Here is a 12,760-nt window from a genome sequence, read left to right on the forward strand (position 1 = left end):
CCTAAATACCAAACACACTGCTGCAAATTTAATCTCGAAAGATAAACAGGCCCTAGGGCCTGCTTATCCTTCAGGATTAAAATTTGTTCTAACTAGGGACGATTTAATCGCGGCGCGAGGTTTGTAACCTAGTGGGCTAAGTAAAAACCGAGCAACAAAGAGTTAATCGTCCCTAGGACGAACCTTCGTGCAGCGCGTGTTTGGTATTTATACTGCGTTATCGCCTATTTATGGGGAATAACCACACTACATAGGCGCTGCCTTGCCTAAATACCAAACACACTGCTGCAAATTTAATCTCGAAAGATAAACAGGCCCTAAGTTAAACCAATAATTTAGTTACAGGCTACTGCTCGCGAGCAATCGCTCTATAAGCAATATCGGTGCGGTACTCCATACCTTCCCAGCTAATTTGTTTTATCAGCTCGTATGCACGTTGCTGTGCCTCGGTAACGGTATTGCCAAGTGCCGTTGCACACAATACACGCCCACCTGCGGTAACAACGTTTTCGCCATCTTGCTTAGTACCTGCATGAAATACTTTTTCATCATCAGGGTAGTTAACTTGAAGGCCAGATATTGTATCACCTTTAGGGTAATTACCTGGGTAACCTTTAGCGGCAAGTACAACACCTACGGCTGCGCGCGGGTCAAACTCAATGGTTGTTTTATCTAGCTCTTCGCGGTTAGCCGCTTCAATGAGTTCAACTAAGTCTGATTTAAGACGAAGCATCATAGGCTGCGTTTCAGGATCACCAAAACGACAGTTGTACTCAATCACTTTAGGCGTGCCTTGAGCATCTATCATTAAACCAGCGTATAAAAAGCCAGTGTAAGGATGGCCTTCGCTTGCCATACCTTTAACGGTAGGAACGATTACTTCGTTCATAATGCGCTGGTGGATTTCGTCGGTTACTACAGGTGCTGGTGAATACGCGCCCATACCACCAGTATTTGGACCTTCATCGCCATTGTATGCACGCTTATGATCTTGGCTTGTTGCAAATGGTAAAATGTTTTTACCATCAACCATAACAATAAAAGAGGCTTCTTCACCCTCTAAAAACTCTTCGATCACGACGCGGCTACCAGCTTCGCCAAACGCATTACCGGCAAGCATATCGCGAATAGCGTCTTCTGCTTCGCGCTCGTTCATTGCCACAATTACACCTTTACCTGCAGCGAGACCATCTGCTTTTATTACAATTGGCGCGCCTTTTTCTTTTAAATAAGCAAGGGCAGGGTCAATTTGCTCAAACGTTTGGTAATCAGCGGTTGGGATGGCATGGCGAGCTAAAAAGTCTTTAGTAAACGACTTAGAGCCTTCTAGCTGTGCTGCACCAGCTGTTGGGCCAAAAATAGCTAAGCCGTGTTCACGGAACTTATCTACAACACCTAATACAAGCGGTACTTCAGGGCCAACAATAGTGAGCTCTACATTGTTTTGTTGTGCAAAGCTTAATAAGCCATCTAAGTCTTCAACGTTAATTGCAACGTTTTCTAGTTTTGGCTCTAGTGCAGTACCAGCATTACCTGGTGCTACAAATACCGTGTTTACTTTCGTGTTTTGAGCGGCTTTAAACGCAAGTGCGTGTTCGCGGCCGCCGCTGCCAATGACTAATACATTCATGGCGAAATATTCCTATTTAAAGCGGTTTTTTAAATTTCAGCGTCATACGGTCGCTTTCACCAATAGCTTTGTATTTATCGGCATCTTGTTCGCCAAGGCGTAAGCTAGGTGGTAGCGTCCATACCCCTTTAGGGTGATCAGCTGTATCTTTTGGATTGGCGTTAATCTCACTGCTTGCAACTAATTCAAACCCAGCTTTTTTAGCTAAATCGATGACGTAACTTTGTTTCATGTAGCCTGTTGATTTTTGATCCTCATCAGCACGGCTTTCATCTAGGCGATGTTCTACTACACCTAATATGCCACCTGGTTTTAACGCTTTATAAAAAGACTTAAATGCACTCAGCGCGCCTTCTGTGTCTTTACCCATGTACCAGTTATGTACATTGCGAAAGGTCAATACCATGTCGGCAGTGCCAGCAGGGGCAATATCGGTGTGCGTTAACGGGGCAAACTCAGAAATTTTTACTTTGCTAAAACGCTCATCTTCAGCCACTTTTTTCTTAAAGTTGGCCAATGAGCGTTGGTAATATCCCACCGATGAATCACTCGGAAAATGCGCAGCGTAATATAGGCCTTGCTCTTTAAGTGCGGGAGCTAATATTTCACTGTACCACCCACCGCCTGGCGCAATTTCAACCACAGTCATTGTTGGTTTAAAACCAAAAAATGCCAGTGTTTGTTCAGGGTGGCGGTATTCATCGCGGGCGCTATTTTTAGCGCTACGCTCACTTGATTGAACAGCTTGGCTTAGGCTTGACTCATGATTATGGCTAAGTGCCATAGTTGATGTAAGCGCAAGCGAGGCAACGAGTAGTGACTTTAGTGCAAATTTCATCGTTTGTTCCTTAACATTATAGATGGGTTTTTACCCAGAATACGTGAATTGTTTGCAAACAAAAAGGGCTAAACGTTGTGTTTAACCCTTTGTGTGATTAGTGGCGGAAGTGACGCATGCCGGTAAATACCATTGCCATACCAGCTTCGTCAGCAGCAGCAATAACTTCCTCATCGCGCATTGAGCCACCTGGCTGAATAACTGCGGTTATCCCCGCCTCTGCGGCTGCATCTATACCATCACGGAATGGGAAGAACGCATCCGATGCCATAACAGAGCCTGGTACTTCCAGGTTTTCATCAGCGGCTTTGATACCGGCAATTTTAGCTGAGTAAACACGGCTCATTTGGCCTGCGCCTACACCTATCGTCATACCATCACGGGCATATACAATAGCGTTTGATTTAACAAACTTGGCAACTTTCCAACAAAATAGTAAATCTTTAAATTCTTGCTCTGAAGGCTGGCGCTTAGATACCACTTTTAAATCGCCTTGCGTTACCATGCCCAAATCGCGATCTTGTACTAATATACCGCCGTTGACGCGTTTAATATCGTGGCCGGTTGTATTGCCACTCCATTGTCCACACGCTAATAGTCGTACGTTCTTCTTGGCTTCAACAATTTTTGCAGCGTCGCTTGAAACGCTAGGAGCAATAATTACTTCAACAAATTGGCGCTCAACAATGGCTTGTGCTGTTTCAGCGTCAAGCTCACGGTTAAAAGCAATAATGCCACCAAATGCTGAGGTTGGATCTGTTTTAAAAGCGCGGTCGTAAGCGCTAAGAATATCTTCGCCAATTGACACGCCACACGGATTAGCATGTTTAACAATAACACAGGCTGGTACATCAAATTCTTTAACACATTCAAGTGCAGCATCGGTATCTGCAATGTTGTTAAATGACAACGCTTTACCTTGTAATTGAGTAGCTGTTGCAACAGAGGCTTCTTGCACATCGTTTTCAACGTAAAAGGCGGCATCTTGATGCGAGTTTTCACCGTAACGCATATCTTGCTTTTTAGTAAACTGCATATTGATAGTGCGAGGGAATTTAGTGTCTTCAACGGCTTCTTCTGTGTAATCAGGTACCATTTTGCCAAAGTAGTTTGCAATCATGCCATCGTATTGAGCTGTGTGCTCATACGCAGCAATGGCTAAGTCAAAACGTGTTTTATATGTGGTAGAGCCATTGTTGTTTTGCATTTCGTTAATAACGCGGTCATAGTCGTTTGCATTTACCACAATTGTTACATCTTTGTGGTTTTTAGCTGCTGCGCGCACCATGGTTGGGCCGCCAATATCAATGTTTTCGATAGCATCTTCGAGGCTGCAGTTTTCTTGAGCGACAGTGTTCGCAAAGGGGTATAAGTTAACTACAACAATATCGATAGCAGAGATGTTGTTATCTGCCATTACGTCTTCATCTTGTCCGCGACGCGCTAAAATACCGCCGTGAATTTTAGGGTGAAGAGTTTTTACGCGACCATCCATAATTTCAGGATGCCCTGTGTGATCTGACACTTCAGTCACTTTTATGCCGTTATCAGCAAGGAGTTTACAGGTACCGCCAGTTGATAAAAGTTCTACACCTTGCGCTTCAAGTGCGCGGGCGAATTCAACAATACCGGTTTTATCAGACACACTTAAAAGTGCGCGACGAATGGGACGATGAGTATCCATTGTAGTTTGATTTCCTCAGTTAATGAGCTAGCTTAGAAGCGGGCATTTTAACTGATTACGCCAAAAAAGACGACTTATAAAGCATCAATAAGCGTGAGCATTTTGCAATTTGGTTAATAAATTACAGGTATAAAAAAAGCACCCAAAGGTGCTTTTTAAAATAATTAGCTGTGGTTTTCACAACTTATTATTAGTTCATGCCGTATTTTTTAAGCTTTTTACGTAAAGTACCGCGGTTGATACCTAGTAAGATCGCTGCACGAGTTTGGTTACCACGTGTGTATGTCATTACTTCTTCAAGTAATGGCGCTTCTAGTTCTGAAAGAACAAGATCGTAAACGTCTTGCACATCTTGACCGTTAAGCTGTTTTAAATAGTGGTGAACAGCTTTTTTTACTGCATCACGCAATGGCTGCGGTTTCTCGTGTGACTGAACATGAGGGTTTGTGATAAATGGAGAAGTCACGTTTTGTTCGAACATTATTTAATCTCTTTCTTTCTTAGTTAGCTGCTAGTGTTTTAAAGTATTGCGTTAATGCGTCAACCTGTGCTTGTGGGTTGTCGAGCGCATTAAATACTCGCCTAAACTGACCATCACTGTCATGGGCTTGCAAATACCAAGATACATGTTTGCGAGCGATTCGCGCTCCCATTGGCTCACCGTAAAACGCATGGAGGTTATCTAAATGCTCCATTAAAATACTTTGCACCTCAGAAATAGTGGGTGCTGGTAAATGTTCTCCAGTTCGCAAATAGTGGTCTATCTCCCTAAATATCCAAGGGCGACCTTGGGCGGCTCGGCCGATCATGATGGCATCTGCACCCGTGTAGTCCAAAACCTGCTTTGCCTTTTCTGGTGATGTAATATCGCCATTAGCAACCACAGGTATCGACACTGAACGTTTTATATCCCTAATCGTGGCATATTCTGCTTCACCTTTGTACATACACGCGCGTGTTCGCCCATGTACGGCAAGTGATGAAATGCCATAACGTTCAGCTATTCTCGCAATCTCTACACCATTACGGTTGTCCTGATCCCATCCAGTACGGATTTTAAGCGTGACCGGTGTATCAACAGCGTTTACCACTGCATCAACGATCTCTTCCACAAGTTCAGGAAACTGTAATAATGCAGAGCCTGCGAGCTTCTTGTTCACTTTTTTTGCTGGGCACCCCATATTGATATCTATGATCTGTGCCCCGTTAGCAACATTGAATTGTGCGGCCTGCGCCATAAGCTCAGGATCAGCTCCTGCAATTTGCACCGCGCGTATACCCGACTCACCGCTGTGATCCATACGGTTCATCGATTTTTCAGTCTTCCAAACCTTCGGGTTTGACGATAACATTTCAGACACGGCTAAACCTGCGCCTAAGCGGCGGCAAAGCTGTCTAAATGGTCTGTCTGTAATACCTGCCATTGGCGCGACTATTACTTTATTCTCAAGTTGGTATGAACCGATACGCACTGTATTCAATAGGCCTCTTTTCAAGGGGCGCTAAGTTTACGGTTTTTTTAGCAAAAATCAAAGGCTATAAATTGAACAAAAGTGACTTTTTTTTGCACTTTTCGTATTGACTTTTGATAACCGCATGACAAGTGGCTTGATTTGTTTGAAATTTAAGCAAAAAATATTTTTACTACTTTTTGACTAAGTATTTTTAAACTGTAAAAAAATAGTAAAGCCTGTTAAATACAGGCTTTACATGCAAGTTTTGAGTTAAAACTCTAAATTTATTAGTGTGGTAAAACTAGCTCTTTTTTATACCACTTACTCGAGTCCAATCGCCTTCGATGGCAATATCATCAAGTTCAATAAACGGCGCGTAAATATCAGCAACCGATTGGGCTTGCTCTTCTAATATACCCGACATAGCAATTTTGCCATCTGGTTTAAGTAACCCTAAAATTACACTGTGAAGCTCACGCAGTGGTTGCGCTAAAATATTAGCAACCACTATATCAGCACTAAATTCAGGTTGGTTTTCTGGTAGGTACACCTCAAGCTTATCGGCTACACCGTTGCGCTGTGCATTATCTAAACTTGCTTCTAGCGCTTGCGGGTCAATATCAATACCAATCATACGCTCTGCGCCTAGCTTGATGGCTGCAATGCCCAAAATGCCTGAGCCACAACCAAAATCAACCACAGTTTTACCCCGTAAGTCCTGGCCTTCAAGCCACTTTAGGCACAGTGCTGTAGTAGCGTGCGTACCTGTGCCGAATGCAAGACCTGGGTCAAGGAGTACATTAACGGCCTCAGGGTCTGGAATATCGCGCCAGCTTGGGCATATCCATAGCTTTTCACCAAACTGGATAGGATGAAAGTTATCCATCCACTCACGCTCCCAATCTTTATCTTCTAGCTGCTCAATTTTATATACGAGTGAGTCTTTAATCTCATCATGACGCTTTAATAACGCAATCACGTCATTCATGTCGTGATTGGCTTCAAAAAGGCCAATGACCGTCGTGTCAGCCCAAAATTCAACTGTGCCAATTTTAGGCTCATAAATAGGCGTGTCTTTTGCGTCAATAAAAGTAACAGAAGCGCTGCCTGCTTCCATTAACAAATCACTGACCGCATCTGCAGTAGCTGCATTGGCATTGATACGAATTTGGATCCAAGCCATAGTGGTTTCCTTTAAATAGAAAAAAGGCCGCTACAGCGGCCTTTTTAGTTTATATAAAGCGCTAAATTACTTAGCGTCTAAAAAGCTTTTCAGTAAATCAGAGCGAGAAGGGTGGCGTAATTTGCGCAGTGCTTTCGCTTCTATTTGACGAATACGCTCACGTGTTACGTCAAATTGTTTACCAACTTCTTCTAAGGTGTGGTCGGTATTCATATCAATACCAAAACGCATGCGTAGTACTTTGGCTTCACGGGCTGTAAGGCCTGCTAGTACATCGTTTGTTGCGCCACGAAGAGATTCCATTGTTGCCGAGTCGATTGGCGAATCAATAGTGGTATCTTCGATAAAGTCACCTAAGTGCGAATCTTCATCATCACCGATTGGTGTTTCCATCGAAATTGGCTCTTTGGCAATTTTAAGTACCTTACGGATTTTATCCTCAGGCATCATCATGCGCTCAGCTAATTCTTCAGGATTTGGCTCACGACCCATTTCTTGTAACATTTGACGAGATATGCGATTAAGTTTATTAATCGTTTCTATCATATGTACCGGAATACGGATTGTTCTTGCTTGGTCAGCAATTGAGCGGGTAATCGCTTGGCGAATCCACCACGTAGCATAAGTAGAAAACTTATAACCACGGCGGTATTCAAATTTATCGACCGCTTTCATCAAACCAATGTTACCTTCTTGGATTAAATCCAAGAACTGTAAACCACGGTTTGTGTATTTTTTAGCAATTGAGATTACAAGACGTAAGTTAGCTTCAACCATTTCTTTTTTGGCACGGCGCGCTTTTGCTTCACCAATGCTCATACGGCGGTTAATGTCTTTAATACGCTCAATGCTTAAGCCTGTGCTTTCTTCGATTACACATAGCTTTTGAATGCAACGAATAATTTCAGGCTTAACTTGCTCAAGTTTAGCTGAGTGCTTTTCGTTAGCAGCAATTTCTAAATCTAGCCATGCTGTGTCAGTTTCGTTATTAGCAAAATGCTTAATGAACGTTTTTTTAGGTAGCTTGGCAATCTGTACCGCTTGTTTCATGATAAGGCGTTCTTGCACACGCACTCTATCCATCATTTCGCGCATGTTATTTACCATGCGGTCAAACTGTTTCGGTACTAATTTAAAGGTTCTAAAAAGCTCGCCAATTTCAAAAATAGCAGCTTGAGAATCTGGGTGTGAACGACCTTTTTCATCAAAGGTTGCACGCGCTTTTAGATAAAGATCACGCAAGTTTTCAAAGTGAACACGGGCCTCTTCTGGATCTGGGCCTGTATCTACTTCTTCATCATCTTCGTCATCGCTGTCGCTCTCATCTTCATCATCGTCTTCATCAAGCTGATCTTCGCTCAATTCTGAACCGATGTGAGTTGCAGAGATTTGTGCTTCGTCTTCGTTAGGGTCGAAAAAGCCTGAGATAATGTCGCTTAAGCGCATTTCTTCAGCTTCAAACTTATCCCACTGTTCAAGTAAGTAAGTGATTGCTTCTGGATACTCAGCAACAGAAATTTGTACTTGGTTGATACCTTCTTCGATACGCTTAGCGATTACAATTTCGCCTTCACGGGTAAGAAGCTCAACAGTACCCATTTCACGCATGTACATGCGAACAGGGTCAGTAGTACGGCCAATTTCTTTTTCTACAGTTGCAAGGGCTGCAGCAGCAGCTTCTGCTGCGTCTTCGTCTGTCGTGGTTTCTTGCATCATTAATTCATCAGCATCAGGTGCGTTTTCGCTAACCTTGATACCCATGTCATTAATCATGCTAATGATATCTTCTACTTGATCTGAGTCGATGATGTCTTGTGGAAGGTGATCATTTACTTCAGCAAAAGTTAAGTAGCCTTGCTCTTTACCTTTTTGAATCAGAAGTTTTAATTGTGACTGAGGAGTTGGATCCATAGAGATTGTTTCTTCCACTCTGATAAGTTGATACAACAGGCGCCATCATAGAGTTAGTGGTTTAACCAACTTAAATAATGTGACGCAGTGAATAGCACAGTATAACAGTTTAAATCAAGTCTGACTAGCCATTACTCGCTTTTAGCGCTGTCATAAGTAAATGACATTCGAGTTTTTCGTCGCTTGATAAGCCCTGTGTCTTGTCCTTTATTAATAGGGTCTCGAGTCGATAATTTAAACACTGATCTTCAATAAATTTAAAAGTATTTTGAAAAACAGTCTCTAAGCGCTCATCACTAATTTGATGCTGCCATGTGGCAAGCTTCATCAGCGGCTCGTAATCGTCTGTATCACGAAATGATTCAAGTAGCATGGCTGTGTTTGTATTGTCTTTTTGCAGGGCACGCTCTTGTAAGCGCAATAACAAGCCTATGCCGGCTATATTCATTTGCGCAAGCTCTGGCAAGTAAGGTACGCTTTTAGCTAATTCAGGGTGCTGAATTAAAATACCAATAGCCTGACGCATCGGAGTAATTTTAAATTTTCTCTCAACAGCGTGTTGTTGCTTAGGTGTTTTTAAGCGGCTATTAAGTTGTTCGCGTGTCCGACCGATTAATCTCCCTAATTGTTCTAAAATATTTTCTTGGTAAAACTCACTGGGGATTTTTTCAATTAATGGTAATGCGGCACTTAAAAGTTTTGCTTTGCCTGAATCGAGAGTCAAATCGACCTCTTGACTAAGCTTATTGAACATTACCTTAGTAAAATCGTCTGCTTGGCTTAAGCGTTGCTCAAACTGTGTTTTACCTTCTTGCTGAACCAGTGAATCAGGGTCTTCACCGTCAGGTAAAAATACAAAGTGTAATGCTTTGCCATCGGTTAAATAGGGTAGGGCATTTTCTAGTGCTCGCCATGCAGCGTCGCGCCCAGCTCTGTCACCATCATAACAACAAATAACTTTATCAGTGGTTCTAAACAGCGTATGCATATGCTCGCTCGTTGTTGCGGTGCCAAGTGCGGCCACGGCATATTCAATACCTTGCTCAGCAAGTGCAACAACATCCATATAGCCTTCTACTATCAGAATATGCTCAAGTTTTTTATGCGCTTGTTTTGCCTCATAAAGACCATATAGCTCAAACCCTTTGTGAAAAATGCGGGTCTCAGGTGAGTTAAGGTATTTAGGTCCTTGGTCAGCTTGCATTACTCGCCCACCAAACGCAATTACACGGCCGCGTTTATCGCGTATCGGGAACATTAATCGATCGCGGAAAAAATCAAACTGTCTGCCTGGGGTTTTTTCTGAGGCGAGCTTAAGCTCGACCAGCTGTTCTTTTTGTTCTTTAGTTCGGCCAAGTTGCTGGCAAAGCGCTTCCCATTCGCTAGGGGCATAACCAATCATAAACTTTTTAACAGTTTCGCCACTTAAACCACGCCCTTTTACATAATCAATCACTGCAGATGAGTTGCTATGATGCTTTAATTGATGTTGATAAAAACGCGCTGTGTGTAGCATTAAATCGTAATCAGAACGCTTTTGCGCAGCTGTTCGCTCTGGGGCTGAGTTGTTACCTTTTTCTCGAGGAACGTCCAAGTTTAAAAGGCTTGCTAGCTCCTCTATAGCATCAACAAATTCAAGCTTGTCGTATTCCATTACAAACGAAATTGCGTTGCCATTGGCCCCACAGCCAAAGCAATGATAAAACTGCTTATCTTGAGAAACAGTAAACGAGGGAGATTTTTCGTTGTGAAAAGGGCAGCAAGCTTGGTAATCTTTACCTGCCTTTTTAAGACCCACTTTAGAGTCTATTAGCTCTACAATATCTGTTCTGGCGAGTAAATCGTCAATAAAATTTCGTGGGATCTTTCCAGCCATGCTTCGTAAGTAGTCCTAACAATTGGTGAGGTTTAATTTCAACACAATGCGCGCATTTATAAAAGAGTGAAGTGTATTTAAAGTGATGCCTAGTCTAAGCATACTCACCTTAAAAACGAAGAAACCGAGCACTAGGCTCGGTTTGCTTTAATCATACTGTGTGTATGTGGGAGTATTAGGCTGTTAACCGTTGCTTTATTAAGCCAGAAAGCTTGCCCATATCGGCACGTCCTTCGGCTTTGCTTTTGATTATACCCATTACTTTACCCATGTCTTGCATACCTGCTGCATTAGTGTCAGCAATAGCCGCATCAATGAGAGCAACAATTTCTTCTTCACTCAATTGTTGAGGTAAAAAAGTCTCTAGTGCTGCAATTTCACTGGCTTCAACTTCGGCTAAATCATCACGCCCAGCATCTTTGTACTGAGTGTAAGAATCACGACGTTGTTTAACAAGCTTCACTATAACAGAGGTTATACCTGCATCATCTAGTGTTATTTGCTCATCAATCTCACGTTGTTTGATTGCGGCAAGTACCATGCGAATAGGGTTAAGACGTTGTTTGTCTTTTGCTTTCATCGCATCTTTTTGCGCATCTTTTAGCGTTATTAAAAGGCTCATTTATACAAGACCAAATACGATTAGTATAATTTAACGCGACGTGCGTTATCGCGAGAAAGCTTCTTCATGTGACGCTTAACCGCTGCAGCTTTTTTACGCTTACGCTCAGCTGTTGGCTTTTCATAGTGCTCGCGACGACGAACTTCTGAAAGGATACCTGCTTTTTCACATGAACGCTTGAAGCGACGAAGTGCTACGTCAAACGGTTCGTTCTCTCTTACTTTAATTACTGGCATTAAAAATTCACCTACCTAAATTATGAGCGTTGCTCAAGTTGATCAAACATTGATCAAGTGGTTCAAAAATGGTGCGGTATTGTAATCCGAAGCAACACCACATGTAAAGTATAATATTAACAGAAATGCAGCAGCTTAAATAGTGTTAATTTAATTGGCGTTGGTACAGCCTACAGAATACTTGTCCTGATTTTTTTTCTTTTAATAACAACCAGTTGTTAGGGGCTAAAAAGTCACTTAGCTCACTTTCTACTTCAACATAAATCAGGGCATCGTCGCTAAGCCATTGGTTATTTTCTAGTAGGTCACAACTGCTTTGCGCTAAATTTTTACGAAATGGTGGGTCAACAAAAACTAAATCAAATGGTGAATTTGTATTCTTTTGCGCTAAATAGGAAAGTGAATTAGTGTTTTTTACCTGTGCATTTTTAAGCGCTAACATACTTATGTTTTGCTCAATTTGTTGTGCCGCTGAGGTATCTAATTCTATAAAAGTGGTACTTTGAGCAAAGCGTGAGAGCGCTTCAAAGCCGAGCCCACCTGAGCCTGCAAAGCAATCTAGTACGGCTGCATCACGGGTATCTTGCATTAACCAGTTAAATACGGTTTCTTTGATGCGATCTGCTGTTGGGCGTAGTCCTTCTACATTTTTTACCGGTAGTTTACGGCCTCGAAATTGCCCGCTGATTACTCTAATAAAGCCGCCAGAAGATTTGCTAATTGCTTTATTTTTCGTTGTTTTTTTTCTCATTTAAGTCACTAAAAAATGGTATATGGGATCTAGCTCAGATAATATTGTGCGTAGTTTACGTTTAGCTTCATTTTTCAACCGCACTAAAAGTGTTATTATTTAGCACTTACGTTTTGAACGGTTGTTTGGCCGGCATGCTTTGCTGAGCCACACTAAGCTATTTCAAATTTTAGTTTATCAGATTTTTATAAGTGGTTATTAGCAAGTATGGCAAAAAAAAGTAAATTCATGTCTTGGCTCGGTTTTGGTAAGTCAGATAAAAAACAAGCAGAAGCTGATAAACAACAGGCATTAGCTCAGCAACAAGAAGCTGAGCGCTTAGCGGCAGAAAAGGCCGAGGCGGAGCGTGAAGAACAAGCGCGTATCGCTGCTGAAAAAGCACAAGAAGAGCGTTTGGCGATTGAAAAAGCGAACGCTGAGTTGCTTGCAAAAGAGCAAGCTGAGGCACAGGCGCAACAACAAGCACACGCTGCACGTTTAGCAGAGCAAGAAGCGCAAATGCGCTTAGAGCAAGAGCGTATTGCTGCAGAGGCCGAAGCTGAACGTTTAGAACAAGAGCGTATTGCTCAAGAACA

11 protein-coding genes and 1 pseudogene are annotated in these 12,760 nt (G+C 42.4%); 1 reads left to right on the top strand and 11 read right to left on the bottom strand.

The window, feature by feature from the left end; all coding sequences use genetic code 11:
* Positions 1-346: 346 nt before the first annotated feature.
* From purD to rsmD, 11 genes are all read right to left on the bottom strand, one after another.
* Entirely contained in the window at positions 347-1,630 is a 1,284-nt protein-coding gene (purD, locus tag AABI99_RS16145) for a phosphoribosylamine--glycine ligase (RefSeq protein WP_338367111.1), read from the bottom strand.
* A 16-nt stretch (positions 1,631-1,646) separates the two neighbouring features.
* A complete protein-coding gene (locus tag AABI99_RS16150) occupies positions 1,647-2,468 on the bottom strand; it encodes a methyltransferase (RefSeq protein WP_338367112.1) in 822 nt (273 codons plus the stop codon).
* 97 nt (positions 2,469-2,565) lie between these two features.
* Complete coding sequence (purH, locus tag AABI99_RS16155; protein WP_338367113.1) at positions 2,566-4,152, bottom strand: bifunctional phosphoribosylaminoimidazolecarboxamide formyltransferase/IMP cyclohydrolase; 1,587 nt, start codon at positions 4,150-4,152, stop codon at positions 2,566-2,568.
* Positions 4,153-4,342: 190 nt separating this feature from the next.
* A complete protein-coding gene (fis, locus tag AABI99_RS16160) occupies positions 4,343-4,633 on the bottom strand; it encodes a DNA-binding transcriptional regulator Fis (RefSeq protein WP_002957804.1) in 291 nt (96 codons plus the stop codon).
* A gap of 19 nt (positions 4,634-4,652) precedes the next feature.
* Positions 4,653-5,624, bottom strand: coding sequence for a tRNA dihydrouridine synthase DusB (gene dusB, locus AABI99_RS16165; protein ID WP_338367119.1), 972 nt, complete (start codon positions 5,622-5,624; stop codon positions 4,653-4,655).
* Between the two features lie 283 nt (positions 5,625-5,907).
* On the bottom strand, positions 5,908-6,789 hold the full coding sequence (gene prmA / locus AABI99_RS16170; protein ID WP_338367114.1) for a 50S ribosomal protein L11 methyltransferase: 882 nt from the start codon (positions 6,787-6,789) through the stop codon (positions 5,908-5,910).
* Between the two features lie 66 nt (positions 6,790-6,855).
* Positions 6,856-8,700: an RNA polymerase sigma factor RpoD gene (gene rpoD / locus AABI99_RS16175; RefSeq protein WP_338367115.1), complete on the bottom strand. Its 1,845-nt coding sequence runs from the start codon at positions 8,698-8,700 to the stop codon at positions 6,856-6,858.
* Positions 8,701-8,824: 124 nt separating this feature from the next.
* Positions 8,825-10,576 carry a DNA primase gene (gene dnaG / locus AABI99_RS16180; RefSeq protein ID WP_338367116.1) on the bottom strand — a complete coding sequence of 584 codons (1,752 nt, stop codon included), beginning with the start codon at positions 10,574-10,576 and terminating at the stop codon, positions 8,825-8,827.
* A gap of 175 nt (positions 10,577-10,751) precedes the next feature.
* Positions 10,752-11,198, bottom strand: a complete 447-nt coding sequence (locus AABI99_RS16185) for a GatB/YqeY domain-containing protein (RefSeq protein WP_338367117.1) — start codon at positions 11,196-11,198, stop codon at positions 10,752-10,754.
* A 20-nt stretch (positions 11,199-11,218) separates the two neighbouring features.
* Positions 11,219-11,434, bottom strand: coding sequence for a 30S ribosomal protein S21 (rpsU, locus tag AABI99_RS16190; RefSeq protein ID WP_002957797.1), 216 nt, complete (start codon positions 11,432-11,434; stop codon positions 11,219-11,221).
* A 145-nt stretch (positions 11,435-11,579) separates the two neighbouring features.
* Complete coding sequence (gene rsmD, locus AABI99_RS16195; protein ID WP_338367118.1) at positions 11,580-12,185, bottom strand: 16S rRNA (guanine(966)-N(2))-methyltransferase RsmD; 606 nt, start codon at positions 12,183-12,185, stop codon at positions 11,580-11,582.
* 228 nt (positions 12,186-12,413) lie between these two features.
* Between rsmD and AABI99_RS16200 the strand changes: the two are divergent.
* Positions 12,414-12,760: pseudogene (locus tag AABI99_RS16200) on the top strand (signal recognition particle-docking protein FtsY); the annotation flags it as partial.

It is taken from the genome of uncultured Pseudoalteromonas sp. (assembly GCF_963922945.1).
In the GTDB taxonomy this organism is placed as follows: domain Bacteria; phylum Pseudomonadota; class Gammaproteobacteria; order Enterobacterales; family Alteromonadaceae; genus Pseudoalteromonas.